We start from the raw sequence: 23,809 nt of genomic DNA, 5'->3' as shown, positions 1-23,809 counted from the left end.
TTGCGGGGAAGCAACGCCGATTTACCGGTGACGGCCGGATCCCGGGTCCGGATACGGTTCCCGTCATGACCACCCACCTGATGAACCTCGTGGTCGACGCGGCCGTTCCGCGCCGGCTCGAGGACTTCTGGACAGCGCTGCTCGGCCGACCGGTCGAGCAGCCCGAGCTGGCGTTCGCGCCGGTGTCCGTGGAGAAGGAGGTCAAGAACAGGATCCACCTGGATCTCGCGAGCACTTCGCCCAAGCAGCAGGCGGAGCTGGTGGAGCGGGCACTGTCGCTGGGGGCGCGTCCGGCCGAAATCGGCCAGGGCACGACACCCTGGGTGGTGCTGGCCGACCCGGAGGGCAACGAGTTCTGCGTGCTCGAGCCGCGCGCCCAGTACGAGCGTGCCGGGGCGGTCGCGTCGATCGTGGTCGACGCGCACGACCCGGCCCTGCTCGCGGGGTTCTGGTCCGCCGCCACCGGCTGGGAGGTCGGTGTGGAGGAGGCCGAGATCGTCGGCCTGTGTGGCCCGTCCGGCCGGGGCACGTGGCTGGAGTTCCTGCGCAACGAAGACGTCAAGCGCGTCAAGAACAGGCTCTGCCTCGAAGTGGCGCCCGCGGCGGGGGAGGACCCGGCGGATGAGGTGCGGCGTCTGCGCGCGGCCGGGGCCACCCTGCTCGAGCCGCCTGGGGAGCACCTGACCCGGTGGGCGCTGGCCGATCCGGAGGGCAACGAATTCGTCGTGCGGGAGGCCGGGCCAAGGCGCTGACCGGCGCTGTCGTGTTTCACCGGCATTGCGCCGACCGGGCCAGCCCTGACACGAGCGAAACACCGGCGCCCTGACGAGGCAACAACCGGACGGCACGGTGGACCCATGGAGACCTATCGTGCTCGCCCGAAGCAGGTTCAGCGTGCGGTGACGGACCGGTCGCCCGAGAGCGAGGGCGAAGCGCCCATCTCCTCGGCCTGGCGCATCCGGGTGGGCATGGACGACCGGCCGGGCACGCTGGCCAGGATCGCCATCAGGCTCGCCGACCTGGAGTGCAACATCCTCAGCCTCACCGTGCTGCCGGTGCCCGGCGGGGTGCTCGACGAGATCGTGCTGCGCCCGGCGACCGGCCTGCCCCGCCAGCACCTGATCGACGCCATCCGCGCCGAGGGCTGCGAGTGTTCGGCGATCGTCGACGCCGACGTGCACGAGCTCGTCGACGCCTCCGCCGCCACCTTGACCTCGGCGAGACGGGCCGTCGACGACCCCGCCCGCCTCTCGGAGGTGCTGCGGGAGGTCCTCGCCGCGGACCTGGTGACCCTGGTCCCGGCCGCCGAGGCGAACCCGTCCCGCACCGAAGGCGGCCACCGCGCGGCGTTCCTGGTCGACGAGGGCACCGCGCTGGTCGCGCGCCGCCGGTGGTCCCCGTTCGTGCAGCTCGAGGTCGCCCGCGCGGCCGCGCTGCTCGGTCTCCTCACGGCCGCGCGCGAAAACCTCTCCCAGCCGTTGGTGCTCGCCCGCCAGGACGGCACCGCGATCGTCCTGCGCAAGGGCCTGCCCGGCGACGCCGACGAGGTCTCCGCGCTCCACCAGCGCTGCTCGATGGCGACCCTTTTCCAGCGGTACCACACCGGGCTGCGCACGGTGCCCCGCCGCTGGCTGCACCGGCTGCTGATGCCACCGCGCGGGATCAGCCTGCTGGCGGTCTGCGGCCGCGAGGTCGTCGGCCTTGGTCAGCTCATCCCGTCGGCCGACGGCGCGACCGCGGAGGTGTCCCTGCTCGTCGAGGACGCCTGGCAGCGCCAGGGCATCGGCACCGGCCTGCTGGCCAGGCTCGCGGCGCTGGCGGCCGCGGCGGGACACACCGAGCTCCGCGCGGTGTGCCTGCCGGGTGAGGACGCGATCTTCCGGACGGCCGTGCGTGCCGGGCTAGGTCCCCAGCGGCCCGCCGACCGGGAGGACGCGCTGCGGATCGTCCTCGGCTGAGCGCGGGTTCACCGCTTCCAGAACCAGTCCTTGCCCCTGGCCTGCCGCATCGCTTCTTTCTTGCTGCCGGTGGCCAGCCTGTCGAGGTAGAGCTTGCCGTCGAGATGGTCCGTCTCGTGCTGCAGGCACTGCGCCAGCACGTCGAAGCCTTCGACCTCGATCGGTTCGTTGCGCAGGTCGACACCCCGGACCACGGCGTGCTTCGAGCGCACCGTGGGGAACCACAGCTCGGGGACCGAGAGACAACCCTCGCCGACCTCGTGGGTCTCCTCGGAGAGCTCCACGATCTCCGGGTTGATGACGTACCCGCTCAGCCCGCCGACGTCATAGCTGAACACCCGCAGGCTCACCCCGATCTGCGGCGCGGCCAGCCCGGCCCTGCCCTCGGGGACCACGCTGTCGAGCAGGTCCTTCACCAGGGCTTCCGTCCCCTTGTCGAAGCGGGTCACCGGGTCGCACACCGTCTTGAGCACGGGGTCCCCGAAGTAGCGCAGGTCGCGCATGGCCATTTCCACGTCCTTTGCTGAGTCTGCGAGGCATTCTAGAGACTCGCTTTCACCGGCCCCGGTGGCCTGGGGCGTGTCTGGCAGTGCTGTTCGATGGGCGAACTTGAAGTGCCAGGCACGCCCTAGGCGCGCAGGCGCAGGCCTTTCGGTGTGGCGCGGAATCCCGCCTCCTGCAACACCTCCGACAACGCCGAGGTGAGCGCGTGCTCGCCGTCGGCCCGCTGGACCGCGAGCTGTCCCAGCCAGCCCTCGCGGACCGCGGTGGACAGCGCCCTGGCCGCCGAGCGCAGCGCGTCCGGCTCCTCGGTGAAGCTCAGCAGGGAGCGCCCGCCCCGCTCGACGTAGAGCACCGGGATGCCGTCGACGAGCACGGCCAGGCCGCCTGCCTTCCTCGCCGGGCGGTGTTTGGTGTCGCCGGTGGCGGCGGGCCAGGGCAGGGCCGCGCCGTACGGCTGGGCGGGGTCGGCCGCGGCCAGCACCACCGCTCCGGTGGTGCCCGTGCGCTGCGCGCTGGACAGGGAGCGCAGCCTGTCGACGGCTCCCTTCGCCGCGAATTGGGCGGCGCCGAGCCCCTCGACCACGTAGCCCCGCACCACCTGCCCGGAGTCCTCCATCCCGCGGAGAACCTTGTAGATCCCGGAAAAGCCGCCGGTGACGCGTTCGGTGTCGAGCGCGCCGCGGGTCAGCACGCCGTGCCTTTCCAGGAAGGCTTCCGTCCGGGCGTGTGCCCGGCGCGTGGGGTCGAGCTCCCTCGCCGGTGTCAGCGCCCAGCGCCCGGCGGCGCTCGGCGGCCCGGAGCGGGACGGCATCGCGGGACGGCCCGCCCGCAGCCGGGCGTAGCGGCCGCGAGGTGCCTGGCGCCGGGGCTTGTGGGCCGCGCCGCGCCCGGAGACCTGGGCGCGCAACGGGCCCAGCGTGTCCCCGGTGACCTGCCCCGCCCACACCAGATCCCACAGCGCGGCCACGACCTCGCCGTCGTCCGGGGCCGTTTCCAGTGCCGGGGTCACCCGCTCGACGAGCTGCCGGAAGAACAGCGCGCCACCGTCCAAAGTGGACAAGATGGCCTCGTGCAGCGGGCTTGTCGGCGCCGTGTCCTCGATCGCGGGCAGCAGCAGGTCGGCGACGTCGGACGGCGCCAGCGCGAGCCAGCCGTCGCCGCCGGACAGCGAGCCGCAGCCGCACCAGGTGACCTCCCCGGCGGTGGTCAGCTCGTCGAGCAGCGCGGGGGTGTAGCCGGGCAGCCTGCTGGGCAGGATCAGCGACTCCACCGCGCTCGCCGGAAGCGGCGCCCCGGCCAGCTGCTCCACCACGGACAGCACGTCGTCGGCCGTGGGCGCCGACCGCACCCGGGTGCCGATCCCGTGCCAGGACGGCAGGAACCGGCCCAGCGCCGCGGGTTCGACCGGCTCGACCTCGGCCCGCAGCCGGGCCAGCGACGCCCGGCGCAGCCTGCGCAGGACCGCCGCGTCGCAGTACTCCTGGCCCGCGCCATGGGTTTCCGGATGGCCGACCGGGCTCAGCTCGCCGCGAACCAGCCTGCCCTGCGACGTCATCCTGTCGAGGACGCCGGTGACCACCGCGCTGCCGAGCCCGAACCGCTCGGCCGCCTGGCGTGCGTCGAATGGCCCGCGGCTCCGGGCGAACCGGGAGATCAGGTCCCCCAGCGGATCCTCGACCGGTTCGGTGAACGCCTCCGGCACGCCGACGGGCAGCGCCGCGCCCAGCGCGTCCCGGACGCGGCCCGCGTCCTCGATCGCCAGGTACCTCTCCTCGCCGCCGATGCGGACCCGGATGGCCCGCCGCGCCGACTCCAGCTCGACCAGCCAGGCCTCCTGGATGCCCCTGGCCGCGGCCTCTTCGACCGTCAGGTCACCGAGGAACCGCAGCAGGTCGGCCGCGTCCTCAGCGTGGCGGGCGTGCCTGTCCGGCTCCAGCCGTTGCAGCGAACGCTCGACCTCGGCGACCACCTCGGCGTCCAGCAGCTCCCGGATCGCCTCCGTGCCCAGCAGCTCGGCCAGCAGGGTCGAGTCCAGCGATAGCGCGGCCGCGCGCCTCTCGGCCAGCGGCGCGTCCGTCTCGTAAAGGAACATGCCGACGTAACCGAACAGCAGGCTCCTGGCGAACGGCGAGGCCGACGGGGTCTCCACCTCGACCACGCGCACCCGCCGCGCGCGGATGTCCGTCATCAGCTCGCGCAGGCCGCCCACGTCGTAGACGTCCTGCAGGACCTCACGCATCGCCTCGAGCACCACCGGGAACCGCTCGTACTTCGCCGCGACCGCGAGCAGCTGTGACGCGCGCTGGCGTTGCTGCCACAGCGGGGTGCGACGGCGCGGATCCCGCCGGGGCAGCAGCAGCGAGCGCGCGGCGCACTCACGGAAACGGGCCGCGAACACCGCCGAGCCGCCGACCTCCGCCACGATGATCTGCTCGACCTCGTCCGGCTCCAGCAGCACGTCGTCCGCGGTGATCGTGACCTCCGCGCCGTCGGCGTCCAGCGCGTCGGGCAGGCGCAGGACTATCCCGTCGTCGGAGTGCGCGACCTGTGCGTCGACCCCGCGGTTTTCCCGGAGCCGGGCCGCGATCGCCAGCGCCCATGGCGCGTTGACCTGCGCGCCGAAGGGGGAGTGCAGGATGATCCGCCAGTCGCCCAGCTCGTCGCGGAAACGCTCCAGCAGCACCGTTTTGTCGTTGGGGACGTGCCGGGTGGCTTCCTTCTGCTCGTTCAGGTAGCCGAGCAGGTTGTCACACGCTCGCTCGTCGAGCCCGGCCGCGGCCGCCCGCTCGCGACCGGCCACCGGGTCCGCAGCGGACAGTTCGCGGACGAACTTTCCCAGCGCGCGCCCCAGTTCCAGTGGCCTGCCCTGCGCATCGCCCTTCCAGAACGGCATCCGCGCGGGCTCACCGGGTGCGGGCACGACTATCACCCTGTCATGGGTGATATCGGTGACCCGCCAGGAGGAGGTGCCGAGCAGGATCGTGTCCCCGACGCGGGACTCGTAGACCATCTCCTCGTCGAGCTCGCCCACCCGAGACCCGGGTTTGTCCTCCGGTCCCGGGGTCATCACGGTGAACAGGCCCCGATCCGGGATCGTGCCGCCCGAGGTCACGGCCAGCCGCTGTGCGCCCGGCCGCCCGCGCAGCTCCCCGCTGACCCTGTCCCAGGTGATGCGGGCGCGCAGTTCGCCGAACTCCTCGCTCGGATAGCGCCCGGCCAGCATGTCGAGCACCGCGTTCGCCGCGTCGTCCGGCAGCGCCGCGAACGGCGCCGCCCGGCGGACCAGCGCGAGCAGGTCCTCGACCGTCCACGGTTCCAGCGCGACCATCGCGACCACGTGCTGGGCGAGCACGTCGAGCGGGTTGCGCGGGTAGCGCACCGCCTCGATGGCCCCGATCGACATCCGCTCGGCGACCACCGCGCAGGAGACGAGGTCGCCGCGGAACTTCGGGAACATCACCCCGGAGGAGACCGCGCCGACCTGGTGCCCGGCCCGGCCGACCCGTTGCAGCCCGGAGGCGACCGTCGGCGGGGCCTCGATCTGGATCACCAGGTCCACCGCGCCCATGTCGATGCCGAGTTCCAGCGAGGACGTCGCGACCACGCAGGGCAGCCTGCCGGACTTGAGCTCCTCCTCCACTTGCGTGCGCTGCTCGCGCGACATCGACCCGTGGTGCGCGCGGGCGATGGTCGCCTCGGCGCCGGTGCTCAGCCCCGATTCGCCGATCGCCTCGGCCGGGTAGCGCTGGCCCGCGAGCAGCTCGGACTGCTCGGCGACCAGCTCGTTGAGCCTCGCGGTGAGCCGCTCCGTGAGCCGCCGCGAGTTGGCGAACACGATGGTCGAGCGGTGGGACCGGATGAGCTCGAGCACCCGCTCTTCGACCGCGGGCCAGATCGACGGCCGTTTGACCGCGCTACCGCCGATCTCCTCCTGCGTGCCGATGCCGCCCTCGGACGGCAGCTTGAACGACTCCAGCGAGTCCATCGGCTTTGCGGGTGCGTCGAGATTGCCCATGTCCTCCACCGGGACCTCGACCCGCACCTCGATGGTCTTGGCGAGCTTCGGCTGCACCACCCGCACCGGGCGCCCGCCCGCGAGGAACGCGCTCACCTCGTCGACCGGGCGGACGGTGGCCGAGAGGCCGATCCGCTGCGCGGCCTTGGGTAGCAGCGCGTCCAGCCTTTCGAGTGACACCGCCAGGTGGGCGCCGCGTTTGCCGCCCGCCATCGCGTGGATCTCGTCGACGATCACCGTCTCGACCCCGCGCAGCGACTCCCGCGCCGAGGACGTGAGGATGAGGAACAGCGACTCCGGCGTGGTGACCAGGATGTCCGGCGGGGTCTTGGCGAACGAGCGGCGCTCGCTGGCGGGGGTGTCCCCGGTGCGCATCCCGACGGTGATCTCCGGCACCGGCAGCCCGAGGCGCCTTGAGGCCTGCGAGATACCCGCCAGCGGGGCCCGCAGGTTCCGCTGGACGTCCACGGCCAGCGCCTTCAGCGGGGAGACGTACAGCACACGGCAGCGCTTCACCGGCTCGGCCGGTACCGGCTCGACGGACAGCCTGTCCAGCGCCCAGAGGAACGCGGACAGCGTCTTGCCCGAGCCGGTGGGCGCTACGACCAGCGCGTGCTCACCCGCGTGCGCCGCACGCCAGGCGCCTTCCTGCGCGGCCGTGGGCGCGGCGAAGGCCCCCGCGAACCAGTCACTGGTCGCGGGGGAGAAGAGGTCGAGCGCGGCTGAACCTGGCACGTCCCCCATCTTGAACCCCGGCACCGACAAAAACCGAACGGGCGGGAATCTGCCGGGTCCGCACACGGGCCGGTCGCTGACGTGGGAACATGCTCGCGCCTGCTCAGGGCTTGGAGTTGAGGGGAGAGCTGTGCGCATCCTGTCGGTGGACCTCGGTACGTCCAACACCGTCGCCGTGCTGTCGGCACACGGCAGGCCGCCGAGGGTCGTCGAGGTCGACGGTTCGGCCAACATGCCGTCCGCGGTCTTCGCCGACGAGGACGGCACGCTGATGATCGGCCGTGACGCCGAGCGTCGTGCCCGCCTCGACCCGACGCGCTTCGAGCCGAACCCGAAGCGCCGCATCGACGAGCAGACGCTGCTGCTGGGCACCGACATCGTGCCGGTCAACGAGGCGCTGGCCGCGATCCTGCGCCGAGTGCTCGACGAGACCGTCCGCCAGCTCGGCGGCGAACAGCCCGACGAGGTCCGCCTCACCCACCCCGCGCAGTGGGGCCCGGTGCGCCGCAACGTCCTGCTGTCCGCGGCCCGCCTGGCTGGCATGGGCAACAAGGTGTCGCTGGTGCCCGAGCCGGTCGCCGCGGCCGCGCATTTCGCGTCGTTCCCCGGCAAATCGCTGGCCCCCGGCCAGGCGCTGGCGGTGTACGACCTCGGTGCGGGCACCTTCGACGTCGCCGTGGTCGGCGCCACCCGGAACGGCTTCACCGTGCTGGCCGAAGACGGCCTGCCCGACCTCGGCGGTCTCGACGTCGACCAGGCGCTGCTGGTGCACGTCGGCCGCGAGGTCTCGCACCGGGACCCGCAGCGCTGGCAACGGCTGCTGCGCCCGGAGTCCACTCCGGACCGGCGCACCCGGCGTGCGCTGCAGGAGGACGTGAAGGCCGCCAAGGAGGCGCTTTCGCGGCACCCGCAGACCGAGGTCCCGATGCCCGAGCCGTTCAGCGACGTGCTGGTCACCCGCGCCGAGCTGGAGGCGCTGGTCCGCCCGGCGATGTTGCGCAGTGTCGAACTGCTGTCGCGGACCCTGCGCGCCGCCGGGCTGTCGCCGGATCGCCTCGCCGGGATCTACCTGGTCGGCGGTTCGAGCAGGCTGCCGCTGGTCGGCGCGATGATCGCGGAGAAACTCGGCGTCGTGCCGGGCAGTCTCGACCAGCCGGAGACCGCGGTCGCGCTCGGCGCGCACCACGTGGCGTCCGACGGCATCACCATGCGCACCCAGGGCGTCGAGGGCCAGGTCGCCGCGACCGGCACCGGCCCGCACCAGCCGGGCCCGTACGCCCCGCCGCAGGTCGCGTCCTTGCCGGGCGGCTACCCGGGCCGTCCCGGCGGGTACCCGCAGCAGTCCTACCCCGGCACCGGCCCGCAGCAGACGATGGCGCCCGCGCCGACGAACTTCCCCACCTACTCGCTCGCCGAGAGCAAACCCAAGGCGGGCACCAAGAAGAAGCTGACGATCGGCATCATCGTCGCGGTGGTGCTGGCCCTCGCGGCGGGCGCCACGATCTTCCTGACCGCGTCCTCCGGGGTCACCACTTACACTGCCGACCAGTGCAAGACGCCGGGCCAGGCCGACGACAAGGGCCTCACCGGCTGCCTGCGCCAGCTCACCGGCAAGATCGCCGACACCGGCGACTGCAAACCGGGCATGGGCAACGGCCCGGCCACCCCGCAGGAGAGCCTCGGCGTGACGTCGACCTGTTCCGCGCCCGGCCGCGCGGGCACCCAGGTGACATACCTCCAGAGCAACGACGCCGCCAAGCTGAAGCAGTACACCGACGGCCTGATCGCCTCCGCGGGCGGCGACACGACCACGGCCGACTGGCAGGGCAACGGCCTCACCGGCAAGTACGCCTCGGCGGCGGGCAGGACTTCGGCCGTCCTGGTGTTCACTGTCAGCGACCGGCCGCTGCTCGGCTTCATCTACCAGGTCAACAGCAGCGACCAGGCCCAGGCCACCACCCCGGGCGCACTGGCGGACTACTTCGAGAAGAGCGTCCAGCCCGGCGAGTAGCCCGCTCCCGCCGGACTTGCCGGGACCCTGACTTCGGCGAGTCCCACATTCAGGTGCCCGAGTCCCCCACTCGGGGGGCGTGATATCAGTGCCCCTGAAGGCCACCATGACGGCGTTTAACGCCGTCATGGTGGCCTTCAGGGGCAGTCAGACGGTCACAACCATCCGCCACCGTCAGTTGCCGGACGCGGGATCCAGGCGCAGGTGCACCAGCGCACTGGCGTACCCGCTGCCCGGCAGCGCCACCTCGAGTCCGTGGCTGAGCAGCACCGCGCCGTGGTGCGCCACCCCGCTGTTCACGTCGCGGTATCGCCCGGCCGGGTCGAGCCCGGCGAAACGTGGCGTCACCAATGGACGGCCGTAGTCCGCCGGACGCCGCCAGAACAGGGCCACGACGTCCCCGCCCAGTACGAACTGGACGGCCGTCAGCGCCGACGACGCCGGGCCGGCCAGCCGGTACGCCTGCCCGTGCTGCACCACCGGCCGGATCTCCTTGTACCGCGCCACCAGCGTCGCGGCTTCGGCCAGGTCCTCGGCGGTCCAGTGGGACAGGTCGCCGCCGAGCCCGAGCACTCCGGCCATCGCGACGTGGAACCGGAACTCCAGGGGTGCGTCCCGCCCGGTCAGTGGGTTGGGGCTGTCGGTGACCCAGGCGGCCATCGTGCCCGCGGGGAGGAGTTGGCCGTAGCCGTGCCGGATGGTCAGCCGGTCGGCCGCGTCGGTGTTGTCCGAGGCCCAGATCTCGTCCGTCCTGGCGAGGATGCCGAGGTCGGTGCGCCCGCCGCCGCCCGCGCAGGCCTGGATCCGCAGTGTGGGGTGGTCCGCGCGCAGGTGGTCCATGACGCCGTATACCGCGCGGACGTGGTCGATCCACAGCCGCGAGGCGTCGTCGCCGCGCTCGGGCCAGCCCGCCTCGGTGAACGCCCGGTTCATGTCCCACTTGAGGTAGTCGATCGCGTGCTCGGCGACCAGCCGGTCGAGCCATTTGCGGGCCCAGTCCGAGACCTCCGGGCGAGCGAAGTTGAGTACCAGCTGGTTGAGCAGGGTCGTGCGGCCGCGGTGTGCCATGTGGACTGTCCACTCGGGATGCGCGTGGTAGAGGTCGCTGTCCGGGTTGACCATCTCCGGCTCCACCCACAGCCCGAACCGAATGCCGTGGCGTGCACCTCGTCGACCAGCGGGCTGAGCCCGGCCGGTGTTGACCGTCCAGTCGCCGAGCCCGGCGGAGTCGCCGACGCGCGTGTCGAACGGCCGGGCGTTCTTCCGCACGGTGTTCCTCATCCCGGCGGCGGTGTCCTATGTGGTCGGTGCACTGGTGTGGAAAATGGCGCTGTTCAACGGTTTACCCTCCGGCGTCGCCAACTTGCTGGGCGGGCTGTTCGGCGCGGCCCCGGTGCCATGGCTGTCGCAGTCGAGCCCGCCGGTGTACTGGGTCGCGGTCGTCACGCTGCGGCTGTGGCTGCAGGTCGGGCTGTACATGATCCTGTTCCTGGCCGGGCTGCAGGCGATCTCGCCTTCGCTGTACGAGGCGGGCGAGCTGGACGGGACGTCGCTGTCGCAGTCGAGTACATCACGTTGCCGCAGCTGCGCAAAACCTCGGTGGCGGTGCTGCTGCTCATCCTCATCGCCGCGTTCCAGGCGTTCGACGAGTTCTCAACCTGTTCGCCGTCGGGCTGAGCGGCAACGCGACCGCGCCGGTGCGCCCGCCGCTGGTGTACCTCTACGACTCCGCGCTGGGCGACCAGAACTACGGCGTCGGCTCGGCGGGCGCGTTCGTGCTGACCCTGATCATCATCGTGATCACGTTGCTGCAGGGCAGGATCGTCGGCTTCGGGAAGAAGGACTGAAATGGCCGTGCTCACCGCGACGCCGCCGGTCACGGCCAAGGTCCGCGCGCCCGGTGGCTGGCGGAAGGCGCCGAAGTACGTCTTCGCGGCTGTGCTCGCGCTGATCTTCCTGCTGCCCTTCTGCATCATGGTACGCAACGCGCTGATGACCCGCGCGCAGGTCAGTTCGCCGGACTGGTCCTGGCTGCCGGACCCGTTGTCGTGGATCAACTTCCGCGACCTGTTCACCGACGAGTCGGTGCCGATGGCGCACGCGCTCGGGAACTCGTTCCTGATCGCGATCATCACCGCGCCGCTGTGCACGATGTTCGGCTCGATGGCGGGCTACGCGCTGGCCAGGATCGAGGTGCCGGGCCGCCGCGCGGTGCTGACCTACGTCCTGGTGACGCTGATGATCCCGCAGTCGGTCACCTTCGTGCCGACGTTCGTCGTGGTCGGCGCCATGGGCGGGGTCAACACGCAGTGGGGCATCATCGCGCCGAACCTGTTCAGCGCGTTCACGGTGATCCTGTTCCGGAACTTCTACCTGCGCTTCCCCAGCGAGATCGAGGAGGCCGGGCGCATCGACGGGCTCGGCTACCTCGGCGCCTACCGGCGGCTGGTGCTGCCGAACTCGGGCAGCATGCTCGCCTCGCTGGGTGCGCTGATGTTCATCGAGAGCTGGAACTCGTTCCTGTGGCCGCTGGTGATCGGGCAGGACCCGGCTTCGTGGACCGCCCAGATCGCGCTCTCGACGTTCCTCACCGCGCAGACGATCAACCTGCCCGCGCTGTTCGCGGGCGCGCTGGTCACCATCGCCCCGCTGGTCGCGATGTTCCTTGTCGCGCAACGGTTCATCGTCCAGGGAATCGCGGCGAGCGGACTGAAAGAGTAAGCAGTTCCCCTTCCCCACTGGAGGCGTGACCAATGACGTGCACACTCCGCAGACTGGGGGCGGTTCTCGCCGCCCTCGTCCTGACCGGCACCGCTCTCGCTGTCCCCGCCGAAGCCAAGACGGTGTTCGTGAAGCCGTTCATGGGCTGGAGCAGCTGGAGCGTCGAATCGTCCACCCGGGCGACCTACGGCACCGGCTGGCTCGTCGAGTCGCACCTCCGCGACGCGGCGGACGCCCTGTCCGGCAAGCTGAAATCGGCCGGGTACACCAACGTCAACATCGACGCGGGCTGGAACGCGACTCCGGCCCGGGGCTTCCACAGCGACGCCAACGGCATTCCCGACCCCGATCCGTCGCGGTTCCCGAGCGGCATGGCGTCGCTCGCTTCGTACGTGCACGGGAAGGGCCTGAAACTGGGCCTGTACGCGGCGGCGGGGCTTGAACAGGAGGCGTACGACAAGAACGCGCCGATCCTCGGCACGTCGTGTCACATCCAGGACATCGCGGTCCAGCCGCTGACCCCGACCAACATGTGGAGTGGCAACTGGAAGATCGACTACGCGAAGCCGTGCGCCCAGTCGTTCTTCGACTCGAGCGTGGCGCGGTTCGCGTTCTGGGGCGTGGACTTCGTGAAGGTCGACGGGACCACCGCGGACAACGTGCCGGGCATCGCCGCCTGGTCGAAGGCCATCGACCACTCCGGGCGTCCGATGTGGCTCACCGCGAGCGCCTGGCCGGTGCCGCGTTCGGCCCCGGCCACCGGCCGGACCTGGACTCGATGCCGAGCTCCAACAACACCGGCAGCGGCATCCAGGACGGCATCACCGACACCGAGCGGCAGAGTGTGCTGACGTTCTGGTCGATGGCGTCGTCACCGCTGTACGTCGGCGGGGACATCTACTTCCTCGATGGCGCCGCGGTGTCGATCCTGACCAATCCCGAGGTGATCGCCGTGGACCAGTCGGGCACCTACCCCACGCGGGTGACCAGCGGGAATCTCCAGTTCTGGAAGAAGCAGCTGCCCTGATTGCCCCTGAAGGCCACCTTCACCGCGTTTAACGCCGTGAAGGTGGCCTTCAGGGACCGGGCTACGATGGGGTCGATGCGTATCACGGTCTTCCGGCGGATGATGGCCGACGAGTTCGGCGACCTGCGGGCCGAAACCCTGGTGAAGGACCACGTCTTCAGTGGGCTCGGCGGCCGTACCGTCGAGCAGGCGCTCGCGCTCGGGACTTCGCCCAAGGAAATCTGGCACGAGGTCTGCTTCGAGTTCGACGTCCCCCGTGAACGACGCTGAACAGGGTAGAAAAGCGTAGCCCAGGGGTGTGTCAGTTCCAGCCTCGAACAAGTGTTCGGCTATGGTGTTGTCCACACCGGGGTCGGCTATCCACAGCTTGGGCGCCGGGGCCAGGAATTGTCGGACCCCGCCCGTAGCGTCGGACCCGACAGCAGAACTGAACAGCCCAACCGGCTCCAACCAACGAGGTGGACTCCATGGCACCAGCAGCACCCGACAAGGACAAGGCGCTCGATCTGGCCCTCGCCCAGATCGACAAGCAGTACGGCAAGGGCTCCATCATGCGCCTGGGTGACGAGGACCGCGCCCCGATGGCGGTCATCCCCACGGGTGCCATCGCGCTGGACGTCGCGCTCGGCATCGGCGGCCTGCCCCGCGGCCGTGTCGTCGAGATCTATGGGCCTGAGTCCTCCGGTAAGACCACGGTCGCCCTGCACGCGGTCGCCAACGCGCAGCGCGCCGGCGGCATCGCGGCGTTCATCGACGCGGAGCACGCGCTCGACCCGGAGTACGCCAAGAACCTCGGCGTCGACACCGACGCGCTGCTGGTCTCCCAGCCGGACACCGGTGAGCAGGCGCTCGAGATCGCGGACATGCTGATCCGTTCCGGCGCACTCGACATCCTGGTCATCGACTCGGTGGCCGCGCTCGTGCCGCGCGCCGAGATCGAGGGCGAGATGGGGGACAGTCACGTCGGCCTGCAGGCCCGGCTGATGAGCCAGGCGCTGCGGAAGATGACCGGTGCGATGAGCAACACCGGCACCACGGCGATCTTCATCAACCAGCTGCGCGAGAAGATCGGCGTCATGTTCGGCTCCCCCGAGACGACCACGGGTGGTAAGGCGCTGAAGTTCTACGCGTCGGTCCGCCTGGACGTCCGCCGGATCGAGACGCTCAAGGACGGCGGCGAGCCGGTCGGTAACCGCACCCGCGTCAAGGTCGTCAAGAACAAGGTGGCCCCGCCCTTCAAGCAGGCCGAGTTCGACATCCTGTACGGCAAGGGCATCTCCCGCGAGGGTTCGCTCATCGACATGGGTGTCGACCAGGGCATCCTGCGCAAGTCCGGCGCCTGGTACACCTACGAGGGCGACCAGCTGGGCCAGGGCAAGGAGAACGCGCGCAAGTTCCTCCTCGACAACCCGGACATCGCCAACGAGATCGAGAAGCGCATGAAGGAGAAGCTGGGCATCGGCGCCAAGGTGGACCTGGAAGCGGCCCTCCCCGCGCCCGTCGACTTCTAGCAGCCCGTGGAGCGGGGATCCGGTACGTGACCGGATCCCGCCAGAGGCCCGGCTCGAGGGCGAGCCGGGTGTACGAGGAGATCCATGCCGAAGGTGGATCCGGCGGAGTTGCCGCCGGACGAACGACGGAAGAAGGCCAAGGAGATCTGCTTCGATCTCCTGGCCGTGCGAGCCCGCACCAAGGACGAGCTCCGGCAGGCACTGAAGCGCAAAGGCTTCGACGAAGAGACCAGCGAAACCTTGATCGGCAAGCTCGACGAGGCGGGGCTGGTCAACGACGCGGAGTTCGCGGAGCTGTGGGTGCGTTCCCGCCACGCCAATCAGGGCCTGGCGAGGAATGCCCTCCTGGCCGAGCTCAAGCGCAAGGGTGTCGACGGCGAGATCGCGGTGCAGGCGGCCGGTGAAGTCGACCGTGAGGCGGAGGAAGAGCGCGCGCGAGAGCTGGTCCGCAAACGCATGCGCTCCCTGGGAAACGTGGACGAGCAGGCCGCCATCCGGCGCCTGCTCGGTTTCCTCGCCCGCAAGGGATACCCCCAGGGCCTGGCGTACACGGTGATCCGCGAGGAGCTCCGGGAGTTCGGCGCCGAGGCCGCGATGCTCGACGACGCGATCCCCGACTGAGGAGCCATGCCGCAACCAGCCCTGACCGAGGAGACCGAGACGCTCCTGGCCTCTCTGCGCAACCAGCGTGCGCACGTCCTCGGAATCCTCGAAGGCCTGTCCGGCGAAGCGCTGCGGAGGCCGGTGCTGCCTTCGGGCTGGACCTGCCTGGGTCTCGTCCGGCATCTCACCCTTGATGTCGAGCGGTTCTGGTTCCGCTGGGTCGTCGCCGGTGAGCAGGTCGAGCTCGAGTCCGGTGCCGATGCCTGGCAGGTCGATCCCGAACTCCCCGCCGAGGCCGTGTTCAACGCGTACCGGCGGGAGGCGGAGCTGACGGACGCCATCATCGCCACCACCGCTCCCGACGCCACACCAGCCCGATGGCCCTCGGACATCTTTCCCGGCCTGCCGCCGCAGAAACTGCGGAAGACCATCCTGCACGTGATCACCGAAACCGCGTGCCACGCCGGTCACCTCGACGCGGCACGGGAGCTGCTCGACGGCCGGACCTGGCTCATCCTGACCGAGTGAAACCCGGCGCCGCGCGTCGGTGCCTCCACCCGATCGTGGTGATGCCGAGAGGCGGACGACGACGTGGTGGTGACGTCAGCCGCGCACAGCCCTGGAAACCTGAGGGGTGACCCGGGTGGTCTTCACCGTCAAGCGGACGGCCATCGCGACGATGGCGCCCAGCACCGCCACGGTGATGTCCTTGTGCGGGTCCCAGATGTCGCCCTGCTGCCCGTTGTAGGCCTCGGCCACCGCGGGGGCGAACAGCGAGGCGACGCCCCACTCGAACAGCTCGTACAGCGCACTGGTCGACAGCACCAGCTCGACAGCCCGGAGCGCGCAGCGGCTCGCGGTCCGGCCGGTCCGATCGAGCATGAAGCGGTAGACGAGCGAGGCCGCGCAGACGCCGTAGGTGAAGTGCACCAGCCGGTCGAAGTGGTTGCGCTGCCAGCCGAAGACCTCGGAAAGCCGGAAGCCGAACAGCGAGCCGGTCCACTGGTCGTAGGGCACGTAGGAGTACAGCCAGTGCGCGGCGACCTCGTGCAGCGAAAGGAAGACCAGCACGTAGACCCACGAGGACAACGGCAGCCGGTACTTCCGGTCCGCCCAGACCAGCGCCGCCAGCCCGACCAGCGTCAGCGAGTCGTGCAGCGCCTTCTCGGCGGGCCACGGCTCGTCGATCCAGCTCACGCACCACACGACGAGGAAACAGGCCAACGCGGTCAGCTGCGCCCTCGGCGGTCCCGTCCGACCGGTGACGGGATCGCGGCGCTGGTCGATGCTCGCGCGAGCAGGCTACTTCACCAGAACGCGCCGGCTGAGTCGTTGACGCCGAACGAAGAACAACAGCAACCCGAGCAGGCCCATCACCCCGCAGGTGACCGCGGCGGACAGCACCAGGAACTCGTTCAGCCGCCCCGCCGCCAGGTACGCGCCGAGCGCGACGGCGACCACCGCGCAGACCGCGCGATCGAGAATCGACTCCATCGACAGCAGGGTCGCCCGGTAGCGCGAGTCGGGGATCGAGTCGTTGAGCAGCTGCTTCTGGATCGGGAACGAGATCCCGGTCGCCACCGCGAACACGCACAGCGCCACCACGGTCCCCATCGAGCCGAGCGGGACGAGGAAACCGAGGCACAGCGCCATCACGACGGTCAGCAGGAACACCGAGCCGACCGGTCCGATGGCGCGCCGCAGCCGGTGCGGGCGGGCGGCGCCGAGTGCCTCGAAGATCGTCATCGCCGCGAGCACCGCGCCGTACCAGTTCACCGAGAGCGACTTCGACTCCAGGATCGGCTGGAACAGGTTCACCTGGCAGATCCGCACCAGGGTGAACATCGCGATGCCCTGCACCATGAGCAGCACCAGCCAGCGTGACGTCCGCAGCGCGGACAGCGCGCCGCCGACCCCGGCGATCAGGTTCGCCGTCTTCCCGGCCGTCCGGGTGAATCCGGGGATGGCGGGGAGTTTCAGCGCCACCACCAGCGCGATGCCCGCGTTGATCGCGGTGAGCCAGTACGGCGAGGGCAGATTCCACTGCATGAGCAGGCCGATCACCGGCCAGAACACGATCTTGCCGACCAGGCTGTACGCCCGCCCGACGCCTTCGACCTTGAGGTAGTGCTCGCCCGCGCCCTTCGCGTGCAGGTATTCGTACAGATACGCGCTCTGCGCACCGGAAACCAGCGAACGGGCCAGCGCGATCAGCAGGAAGTGGATCAGGAACCCGGTGTACGAACCGAGGAACACCGGCACCAGGTTGGCGAGCACGAGCACGCCTGCCCCCAACGCCAGCGAGGTCCGGTAGTCGAACCGGTCGGCGATCATCCCGGTCGGGATCTCCAACAGGCAGAACGCGATGTAGTAGATGCTCTGGATGCCGAAGATCTCGGCGTCGTCCATGCCGAGCTGCTTCTGGTACGAGTAGAACACGGGCACCCACAGCAGCAGCCCGAAGAAGAACTGGAACGTGTAGGTGAGCCGGACCGTCCGCTGGACGTCGGCGTTCGCGGGCAGGCGAAGGCCCAGCATGATCTCTCCTGTTTATGTTACGTGGTAAGGAAAACTAGACGGAGTACGGCCGCAGCTGCACGAGGTGCAGCAGGTTCGAATCGGCCAGCCATTCGATGTCGACGGGGGAGTCGAACGTGTAGTCCGGCGAGAAGTGCGCCTGCAGCAGGCGCCCCACGAGCGCCAGTCGTTGCAGCTGCTCGTGCGCGCGCTCGTCGAGGTCCTGGGTGGCGTCGCCGAGCGAAACCGTGCGGCCGCCGCCCTCGACGGTGCTGTAGAGGTACTGCATCGGCTGCACCGAACCGTCGACGACGTCGGTCACCTTCGGGGACACGTTGACGTACACGTTGCGGAAGTCGCCGCGGTTCATCGGGTTGCTCGTCACCAGCACGCCGCCGAAGTCCGCGGCCACCTGCTCCTGGATCACCACGCCCATGTAGCACTCGTCGAGCGAGATCCCAGCCTGCTGGCGCAGCCGCACACTGCGCACGGACACCAGCGAAGCCCAGACCTCCTTGATGCTCGTGAGAATGGTTTCCGAGGTCGTCACGTGGTTCAGCGATTCGTAGATCCCGGCGGCCGAGAACCCGGCGAGGTCCTCGGCGTTCGACGAACTGCGGACCACGAACGAGCGAACCCCGGCGAGGTGGGTGAACAGCGTCGAGTCGATCTCCTGGATCAGCGCGTCGGGCAGCTTCGCGGTCCGGATCAGCTGCTGCAGCTCGACACACAGCGGCTCGATCTCGCGGGCGTCGAGCTCCAGCGCCATCTTGAGCTTGCCGATGGCCTGCTGGATGCGCGGCGAGGACTCGAGGAACCGGCGCTGCACCGAAAACGGCAGGGCGATGCCGCGGGGGACGCGCACGTGCTCGTCGAGCAGCTTGCGGGCCGCGGCCATCAGATCGGCGTTCTCGTCGACGTCGAGGAGCCGGGCGAGATACGGCAGCAGGTTCTCCCGCGGCGGCCGCGGGACCTGGAAGAAACCCAGCAGCCGCTGGGATCCCTGGCCGAGCACGTGGTGCAGCTCCCCCAGGTTCGCTGCCTTGGTGCCGTAGCGGTGCCGGTCGTTGTGGCGCAGCTCGGCGAGGTTCACGATCGCGTTGTGCTCGGCCTCCGGTGTTTCCAGCGTGACGCGCTGCGCGTACCAGCTCGGCCGCTGTCCGAGGTCCGGCGGCGCGTCGATCAGCCGCAGGTCGACCCCGGCGCTCTCGGCGGAGACCTGGTAGGAGACCCAGTGCCCGTCGAGCCGCTCACGGTCGATCAGGTCGAACGCGCCGAGCTGGATGGCGTTCGGGATCTGCCAGCCGGTGGCCAGCACGTTGGTGTGGGAAAGCGGGGTCGTGTGGTGCGCGTTGATGATTCCGGCCAGCCGCGGGATGTCGTCGGGCACCCGGTGCATGACGATGATGTCGTGCCATTCGAGACCGTCGGCCGCCGCGCGGTAATCGGCCTCGGTGCGAAACGCGCGGAGCCTGCCGGTGGTCTTTCCCGGGTTCAGCGGGACGAACGCGGCGGTGGAGAAGAGTTCGTGCGCGAGAATGCGCGGGAGCTGCTCGGGGGAAAGGCCGAGAACGGCCCGTTCCTGCAACTGGTTGGCCGGTTTGAACAGCAGCGGGACCGCGGGGTCGACGTACTCGCGCACGAAACCGTGGAATTCGGCGATCATGGCGGCGGACATGGTGTCCACCTCCACCGTTTCCAGCGACAGGATCCGCCGGTCCTGGCCGGTATCCTGGTCGTGGCGGGTGTGCAGGGCCAGAATTCCGAGGTAGAAGCGACGGTCGGTGTCGTGGTAGAAACCCGCGTTGTACCGGTCGATCGACGCGCGCATTTCCTCCGCCGGGACGCCCAGTATCTCTTCGCCGATGTAGATCGCGTGAAAGGCGTGCCGCGCGTTGTTGAGGAAATGAATCGTCGAAGTCTGCCGGTCCACGACCACCTTGACGAACGGATAACCGCCAAGCGTGCCCGCCAGCGGGGTGAGCGCGGTCAGGGACAACCGCTCGCCGACCACCGCGGCCACTTGCTCGTCGAGGACCGCACCCGTGTTGCCGTGTGACACCGTTTCTCCTTGCTCCGTCGCGGCAAGAAAGATAACAGCAGGAATTCATCTTGATAACGCACTTCGGCCCCGCTGAGCGGGACGGCCGCGCATCCGGCTGAAGACGGCGTTACCGGCTTCATCCCAACGGACTACCGTTCCAACGAGCTGGAACGGTAGTCTTGCCATGTGGACGGAACGGGATACGTCCTAGTCGTGTTGGTCACGAGTGACGTGCACGACAACCGGTCCGGCAAGATCAAAGCCGGGAGGCTTCGGCGGCCAGTTCCTCGATCCGCGCGAAGTCCTTCGCGGCCAGCAAGTCCTTCGGGGTGAGCCACGAACCGCCGATGCAGCCGACGTTCGGCAGCGCCAGGTAACCCGGCGCGCTCTTCACGGTGATCCCGCCGGTCGGGCAGAACCTCAGGCCGGGCAACGGGCCACCGATCGAGCGCAGGTAGGCGATCCCGCCGCTCGCCTCGGCCGGGAAGAACTTCAACGCGGTCAGGCCGCGTTCGGCCAGCCGCATCGCCTCGGACACCGTGGCGGCGCCGGGCAGGAACGGCAGGCCCGTCGCGAAGGCCGCGTCGAGCACCGCGTCCGTGCTGCCAGGCGTCACGAGGAACTTCGCGCCCGCGCCGGCGGCCTGCTTCGCCTGGTCCGGCGAGACGACCGTGCCCGCGCCGATGACGATGCCCGGCACCTCGTTCGCGATCCGCTCGATCGCTTCGAGGGCCGCGGGGGTCCGCAGGGTCAGCTCGATGACCCCGATACCGCCCGCGAGCAGCGCCCGCGCGGTGGGGACCGCGTCGGCGACGTCGTCGATGACCACGACGGGCATCACGGGGGAAAGTCCGAGCAGATCTGCTCCGCTAAGCACTGACTAGCTCCTCTGGCTGAAGGCGTTGACGGGGGAACCGAAGTGCTCCGGCGTGAGCGGCCCGAACACGCTGGCGCCCTGGTCGGCGGGGCCGACCGAACGACGCAGCGCGGCGAACAGCTCGCGGCCGGTGCCCGTCCAGGATGCCTCGTCGGGCGGACCGTCCACCAGGCGGCGTCCCGCCAGCTCCTGGTCGCCCACGAGGACGTCGATCGTGCCGGAGTCGGCGTCGAAGCGGATGACGTCACCGTCGGCGATCCGGGCGAGCGGGCCGCCCGCCGCGGCTTCGGGGGTGAGCTGGATGGCCGCCGGGATCTTGCCCGACGCGCCCGACATGCGGCCGTCGGTGAGCAGCGCGACCGCGAACCCGCGATCCATCAGCACACCGAGCGCGGGGGTGAGCCCGTGCAGCTCGGGCATACCGTTGGCCTGCGGGCCCTGGTGCCGGATGACCACCACGACGTCCCGCTCCAGTTCCCCGGCGGCGAACGCCTCGGCGAAGCCCTCCTGAGTGGTGAAGACCCTGGCCGGGGCCTGGACGACACGGTGCTCGGGCGCCACCGCGGACACCTTCGTCACCGCGCGGCCGAGGTTGCCCGACACCATCCGCAGGCCGCCGTCGGGGGAGAACGGCCGGTTCGCCGGGCGCAGGACGTCCTCGTCCAGGCTCTTGGCCGGGACCTCGCGCCAGCGGAGCTCCCCGTCGGCGAGGACAGGCTCCTGCCGGTAGCGGTGCAGCCCCGGCCCGGCGACGGTGTGCACGTCTTCGTGCAGCAGCCCGGCGTCGAGCAGGGTGCCGACCAGGAACTGGATGCCCCCGGCGGCGTGGAAGTGGTTGATGTCCGCGCTGCCGTTCGGGTACACCCGCGCCAGCAGCGGGATGACCGCGGACAGGTCGGAGAAGTCGTCCCAGGTCAGCTGGATGCCCGCGGCGGCGGCCATGGCGACCAGGTGCAGCGTGTGATTGGTCGAGCCGCCGGTGGCCAGCAGCGAGATGACGCCGTTGACGAACGCCTTTTCGTCCAGCACCCGCGAGATCGGGGTGTACGACTCGCCGCGCGAGATCGCGACAACCCGGCGGCCCGCTTCTTCCGTCAGCGCACGGCGCAGCGGGCTGTTCGGCTGGACGAAGCTGGCGCCGGACAGGTGCAGGCCCATCACCTCGACGACCATCTGGTTCGAGTTGGCGGTGCCGTAGAACGTGCAGGTCCCGGCGGAGTGGTACGACGCGGCTTCGGCGTCCAGCAGGTCCTCGCGGGTGGCCAGGCCCTCGGCGTACAACTGCCGGATGCGGGCCTTCTCCTTATTGGGCAGGCCGGAGTTCATCGGCCCGGCCGGAACGAGGATCGCGGGCAGGTGGCCGAACGACAGCGCGCCGATCAGCAGGCCGGGCACGATCTTGTCGCACACGCCGAGCAGCAGGCTCGCGTCGAACATGTCGTGGGACAGCGCGATCGCGGTTGACATCGCGATCACCTCGCGGCTGAACAGCGAGAGCTCCATGCCGGGACGGCCCTGCGTGACCCCGTCGCACATCGCGGGCACGCCACCGGCGAACTGGGCGACCCCGCCCGCTTCGCGCACCGATGCCTTGATCCAGGCCGGGTACTCCTGCATCGGCTGGTGCGCCGAGAGCATGTCGTTGTACGCGGAGACGATGGCGACGCCGGGCGCTCGCGCGGCACGCAGCGCTTCCTTGTCGCCGCCTTCCATCGCGGCGAAACCGTGCGCGAGGTTGCTGCACGCGAGGCCGCGGCGGATCGGGCCTTCTTCGTGCGCGGCCGCGGAGCGCCGGAGATGCGCACTGCGGCTGGCCGCACTGCGCTGCGCGATGCGGGCGGTGACCGCCGCGACGACGGGGTGGAGCGTGGTCTTGTTCGGGGCACTGCTCATGTCCGGCTCCGGATCACTGGTGAGTGGTGGTCCGCGGGACGGCAGCACTGGCGTCGCTGGGTCGTGACAGTGGCCACAGTACCCGGACTCGACTCGCTAATCAAAATCGATTCAGAAGATCGCTCCGAGTGGGCCCCATCACACCCCTTACAGCTACTGTGCTACTTGTCACACTGCACAACAGGCGGCAGAGTCGAAGGAGCGGTCGATCGCTCCGGCGTGACTCGGCGGCGAACCGAACTATCGGGAGGGTACCGATGTCCACCACAGAGATCGCCGAACTCAGGCGAACCATCGGTCAGCTGAGGCAATGCGTCGGCGCACTGCGGTCCCGGTACGGCGACGCTTCAGCGGTGCGGCGCCTGGCGAACGACGTGGAGCGGCTCGACATCGACGTGGCCGACCTCGACGGCGCGCCCAACGCGGTGCCCGCGCAGGCCAAAGCGGCCGAACGCGTCGTCGTGCCGGACACCCCGTACGACCCCGCCCTGTGGCAGGGCGCGGACGACGAGGGTGTCGGCGGCTACAAGCGCGACCAACGGTGAGCGCGCCCGCCGGCAACGACGCCGGACGGGCGGGCACCGGCGTCCACGCCCCCACCAGGGCCAGGATCGCCGAACGCACACTGCGCACCGATCGATGGTGGCTCCAGCCCCTGCTCACTTCGCTGGGGCTGGCCACTTTTGTCGTCTACGCGACGATCCGGTCGTTCGTGCGCACCGCTTACTGGGTCCCCGACTACCACTACCTGACGCCGTTCTATTCCCCGTGCCTCAGCGATTCCTGCGTCGCGGGGTCGACTCACTTCGGCACCCCGTTCGGCGAGCTCCCTGGCATCATCCCGCTCGGCTTCGTCGTGCTGCCGTTCCTGCTCGGCTTCCGGCTGACCTGCTACTACTACCGCAAGGCCTACTACCGGTCGGTCTGGATGTCCCCGCCCGCGTGCGCGGTCGCCGAGCCGCACGCGAAGTACACCGGCGAGACCAAGCTGCCGCTGATCATCCAGAACGCGCACCGCTACTTCTTCTACGTGGCGCTGCTCGTCTCGCTGATCAACACCTACGACTCGATCCTGGCGTTCCACAGCCCGCAGGGCTTCGGTTTCGGGCTGGGCAACATAGTCCTGCTCGCCAACGTGATCCTGCTGTGGGCGTACACCCTGTCCTGCCACTCTTGCCGGCACGTCACCGGCGGCAGGCTGAAGCATTTCTCGAAACACCCGGTCCGCTACTGGATCTGGACCAAGGTGTCGAAACTCAACACCCGGCACATGGCGCTGGCGTGGACGACGCTCGGCACCCTCACGCTGACCGACCTCTACGTCATGCTCGTCGCGAGCGGCGCGATCTCGGATCTGCGGTTCATCAACTGACAACGGCGTCAAAAGGCTCCT

The 23,809-nt window shown here is 70.0% G+C and carries 22 protein-coding genes; 13 read left to right on the top strand and 9 right to left on the bottom strand.

Features of this window, described 5'->3' with window-relative positions; all coding sequences use genetic code 11:
• The first annotated feature begins 65 nt into the window (after positions 1-65).
• The gene (locus QMK34_RS01875) at positions 66-752 is read left to right on the top strand and encodes a VOC family protein (protein ID WP_326410636.1); all 687 of its coding nucleotides are present in this window, start codon (positions 66-68) and stop codon (positions 750-752) included.
• 105 nt (positions 753-857) lie between these two features.
• Positions 858-1,958, top strand: a complete 1,101-nt coding sequence (locus QMK34_RS01870; RefSeq protein ID WP_442785077.1) for a GNAT family N-acetyltransferase — start codon at positions 858-860, stop codon at positions 1,956-1,958.
• 8 nt (positions 1,959-1,966) lie between these two features.
• Here QMK34_RS01870 and def read toward each other — a convergent pair whose 3' ends face one another.
• Both def and QMK34_RS01860 read right to left on the bottom strand, forming a co-directional pair.
• Positions 1,967-2,467, bottom strand: a complete 501-nt coding sequence (def, locus tag QMK34_RS01865; protein WP_326410634.1) for a peptide deformylase — start codon at positions 2,465-2,467, stop codon at positions 1,967-1,969.
• Between the two features lie 119 nt (positions 2,468-2,586).
• A complete protein-coding gene (locus QMK34_RS01860) occupies positions 2,587-7,221 on the bottom strand; it encodes an ATP-dependent helicase (RefSeq protein ID WP_442785076.1) in 4,635 nt (1,544 codons plus the stop codon).
• Between the two features lie 121 nt (positions 7,222-7,342).
• Here QMK34_RS01860 and QMK34_RS01855 point away from each other — a divergent pair, with 121 nt between their 5' ends.
• On the top strand, positions 7,343-9,223 hold the full coding sequence (locus QMK34_RS01855) for an Hsp70 family protein (RefSeq protein ID WP_326410628.1): 1,881 nt from the start codon (positions 7,343-7,345) through the stop codon (positions 9,221-9,223).
• A gap of 174 nt (positions 9,224-9,397) precedes the next feature.
• Here QMK34_RS01855 and QMK34_RS01850 read toward each other — a convergent pair whose 3' ends face one another.
• Both QMK34_RS01850 and QMK34_RS01845 read right to left on the bottom strand, forming a co-directional pair.
• Positions 9,398-10,504: an alpha-galactosidase gene (locus QMK34_RS01850; RefSeq protein ID WP_326410625.1), complete on the bottom strand. Its 1,107-nt coding sequence runs from the start codon at positions 10,502-10,504 to the stop codon at positions 9,398-9,400.
• A 15-nt stretch (positions 10,505-10,519) separates the two neighbouring features.
• Positions 10,520-10,702 carry a hypothetical protein gene (locus QMK34_RS01845; RefSeq protein ID WP_326410623.1) on the bottom strand — a complete coding sequence of 61 codons (183 nt, stop codon included), beginning with the start codon at positions 10,700-10,702 and terminating at the stop codon, positions 10,520-10,522.
• A gap of 218 nt (positions 10,703-10,920) precedes the next feature.
• On the opposite strand from QMK34_RS01845, the gene QMK34_RS01840 reads away from it, so the two are divergent.
• From QMK34_RS01840 to QMK34_RS01805, 8 genes are all read left to right on the top strand, one after another.
• The gene (locus tag QMK34_RS01840) at positions 10,921-11,070 is read left to right on the top strand and encodes a hypothetical protein (RefSeq protein WP_326410620.1); all 150 of its coding nucleotides are present in this window, start codon (positions 10,921-10,923) and stop codon (positions 11,068-11,070) included.
• A gap of 1 nt (position 11,071) precedes the next feature.
• Positions 11,072-11,944 carry a carbohydrate ABC transporter permease gene (locus QMK34_RS01835; protein WP_326410617.1) on the top strand — a complete coding sequence of 291 codons (873 nt, stop codon included), beginning with the start codon at positions 11,072-11,074 and terminating at the stop codon, positions 11,942-11,944.
• Positions 11,945-11,976: 32 nt separating this feature from the next.
• Positions 11,977-12,795 (top strand): hypothetical protein, encoded by an 819-nt coding sequence (locus QMK34_RS01830; protein WP_326410614.1) that lies wholly within the window; start codon positions 11,977-11,979, stop codon positions 12,793-12,795.
• A complete protein-coding gene (locus QMK34_RS01825; RefSeq protein WP_326410612.1) occupies positions 12,723-12,971 on the top strand; it encodes a hypothetical protein in 249 nt (82 codons plus the stop codon). The genes QMK34_RS01830 and QMK34_RS01825 overlap by 73 nt, the downstream gene beginning before the upstream one ends.
• A gap of 75 nt (positions 12,972-13,046) precedes the next feature.
• Positions 13,047-13,241, top strand: a complete 195-nt coding sequence (locus QMK34_RS01820) for a DUF3046 domain-containing protein (RefSeq protein ID WP_326410609.1) — start codon at positions 13,047-13,049, stop codon at positions 13,239-13,241.
• 197 nt (positions 13,242-13,438) lie between these two features.
• Entirely contained in the window at positions 13,439-14,482 is a 1,044-nt protein-coding gene (recA, locus tag QMK34_RS01815; RefSeq protein ID WP_326410606.1) for a recombinase RecA, read from the top strand.
• Positions 14,483-14,575: 93 nt separating this feature from the next.
• Positions 14,576-15,103, top strand: coding sequence for a regulatory protein RecX (locus QMK34_RS01810; RefSeq protein ID WP_326410676.1), 528 nt, complete (start codon positions 14,576-14,578; stop codon positions 15,101-15,103).
• 6 nt (positions 15,104-15,109) lie between these two features.
• The gene (locus tag QMK34_RS01805) at positions 15,110-15,613 is read left to right on the top strand and encodes a DinB family protein (RefSeq protein WP_326410604.1); all 504 of its coding nucleotides are present in this window, start codon (positions 15,110-15,112) and stop codon (positions 15,611-15,613) included.
• Positions 15,614-15,688: 75 nt separating this feature from the next.
• Here the strand turns inward: QMK34_RS01805 and QMK34_RS01800 are convergent, their stop codons facing one another.
• From QMK34_RS01800 to edd, 5 genes are all read right to left on the bottom strand, one after another.
• Positions 15,689-16,282 (bottom strand): DUF2238 domain-containing protein, encoded by a 594-nt coding sequence (locus QMK34_RS01800; protein ID WP_326410601.1) that lies wholly within the window; start codon positions 16,280-16,282, stop codon positions 15,689-15,691.
• A gap of 105 nt (positions 16,283-16,387) precedes the next feature.
• Positions 16,388-17,623 carry an MFS transporter gene (locus QMK34_RS01795; protein ID WP_326410599.1) on the bottom strand — a complete coding sequence of 412 codons (1,236 nt, stop codon included), beginning with the start codon at positions 17,621-17,623 and terminating at the stop codon, positions 16,388-16,390.
• Between the two features lie 34 nt (positions 17,624-17,657).
• A complete protein-coding gene (locus QMK34_RS01790; RefSeq protein ID WP_326410596.1) occupies positions 17,658-19,664 on the bottom strand; it encodes a PEP/pyruvate-binding domain-containing protein in 2,007 nt (668 codons plus the stop codon).
• A gap of 238 nt (positions 19,665-19,902) precedes the next feature.
• On the bottom strand, positions 19,903-20,523 hold the full coding sequence (gene eda, locus QMK34_RS01785; protein WP_326410594.1) for a bifunctional 4-hydroxy-2-oxoglutarate aldolase/2-dehydro-3-deoxy-phosphogluconate aldolase: 621 nt from the start codon (positions 20,521-20,523) through the stop codon (positions 19,903-19,905).
• A gap of 3 nt (positions 20,524-20,526) precedes the next feature.
• The gene (gene edd / locus QMK34_RS01780) at positions 20,527-22,416 is read right to left on the bottom strand and encodes a phosphogluconate dehydratase (RefSeq protein WP_326410592.1); all 1,890 of its coding nucleotides are present in this window, start codon (positions 22,414-22,416) and stop codon (positions 20,527-20,529) included.
• Positions 22,417-22,673: 257 nt separating this feature from the next.
• On the opposite strand from edd, the gene QMK34_RS01775 reads away from it, so the two are divergent.
• Together QMK34_RS01775 and QMK34_RS01770 are read left to right on the top strand one after the other, a co-directional pair.
• Positions 22,674-22,961, top strand: coding sequence for a hypothetical protein (locus QMK34_RS01775; RefSeq protein WP_326410590.1), 288 nt, complete (start codon positions 22,674-22,676; stop codon positions 22,959-22,961).
• Positions 22,958-23,788 (top strand): hypothetical protein, encoded by an 831-nt coding sequence (locus QMK34_RS01770; protein WP_326410588.1) that lies wholly within the window; start codon positions 22,958-22,960, stop codon positions 23,786-23,788. Before QMK34_RS01775 ends, QMK34_RS01770 begins: the two co-directional genes overlap by 4 nt.
• Positions 23,789-23,809: the final 21 nt, after the last annotated feature.

The organism is Amycolatopsis sp. H20-H5 (assembly GCF_035828755.1).
Classification (GTDB): Bacteria; Actinomycetota; Actinomycetes; order Mycobacteriales; family Pseudonocardiaceae; genus Amycolatopsis.
Note: the sequence above shows the minus strand (reverse complement) of the source record. Positions and strands in the feature narration are given on the sequence as shown.

What these genes read in the sequence shown, in the direction of transcription:
- QMK34_RS01795 (WP_326410599.1), bottom strand. Translation starts at nt 17,623, where the DNA reads ATGCTGGGCCTTCGCCTGCCCGCGAACGCCGACGTCCAGCGGACGGTC.
- QMK34_RS01870 (WP_442785077.1), top strand. Translation starts at nt 858, where the DNA reads ATGGAGACCTATCGTGCTCGCCCGAAGCAGGTTCAGCGTGCGGTGACG.
- QMK34_RS01860 (WP_442785076.1), bottom strand. Translation starts at nt 7,221, where the DNA reads ATGGGGGACGTGCCAGGTTCAGCCGCGCTCGACCTCTTCTCCCCCGCG.
- edd (WP_326410592.1), bottom strand. Translation starts at nt 22,416, where the DNA reads ATGAGCAGTGCCCCGAACAAGACCACGCTCCACCCCGTCGTCGCGGCG.
- QMK34_RS01835 (WP_326410617.1), top strand. Translation starts at nt 11,072, where the DNA reads ATGGCCGTGCTCACCGCGACGCCGCCGGTCACGGCCAAGGTCCGCGCG.
- QMK34_RS01805 (WP_326410604.1), top strand. Translation starts at nt 15,110, where the DNA reads ATGCCGCAACCAGCCCTGACCGAGGAGACCGAGACGCTCCTGGCCTCT.
- QMK34_RS01830 (WP_326410614.1), top strand. Translation starts at nt 11,977, where the DNA reads ATGACGTGCACACTCCGCAGACTGGGGGCGGTTCTCGCCGCCCTCGTC.
- QMK34_RS01820 (WP_326410609.1), top strand. Translation starts at nt 13,047, where the DNA reads ATGCGTATCACGGTCTTCCGGCGGATGATGGCCGACGAGTTCGGCGAC.
- QMK34_RS01850 (WP_326410625.1), bottom strand. Translation starts at nt 10,504, where the DNA reads ATGAGGAACACCGTGCGGAAGAACGCCCGGCCGTTCGACACGCGCGTC.
- QMK34_RS01825 (WP_326410612.1), top strand. Translation starts at nt 12,723, where the DNA reads ATGCCGAGCTCCAACAACACCGGCAGCGGCATCCAGGACGGCATCACC.
- recA (WP_326410606.1), top strand. Translation starts at nt 13,439, where the DNA reads ATGGCACCAGCAGCACCCGACAAGGACAAGGCGCTCGATCTGGCCCTC.
- def (WP_326410634.1), bottom strand. Translation starts at nt 2,467, where the DNA reads ATGGCCATGCGCGACCTGCGCTACTTCGGGGACCCCGTGCTCAAGACG.
- QMK34_RS01875 (WP_326410636.1), top strand. Translation starts at nt 66, where the DNA reads ATGACCACCCACCTGATGAACCTCGTGGTCGACGCGGCCGTTCCGCGC.
- QMK34_RS01845 (WP_326410623.1), bottom strand. Translation starts at nt 10,702, where the DNA reads ATGTACAGCCCGACCTGCAGCCACAGCCGCAGCGTGACGACCGCGACC.
- QMK34_RS01775 (WP_326410590.1), top strand. Translation starts at nt 22,674, where the DNA reads ATGTCCACCACAGAGATCGCCGAACTCAGGCGAACCATCGGTCAGCTG.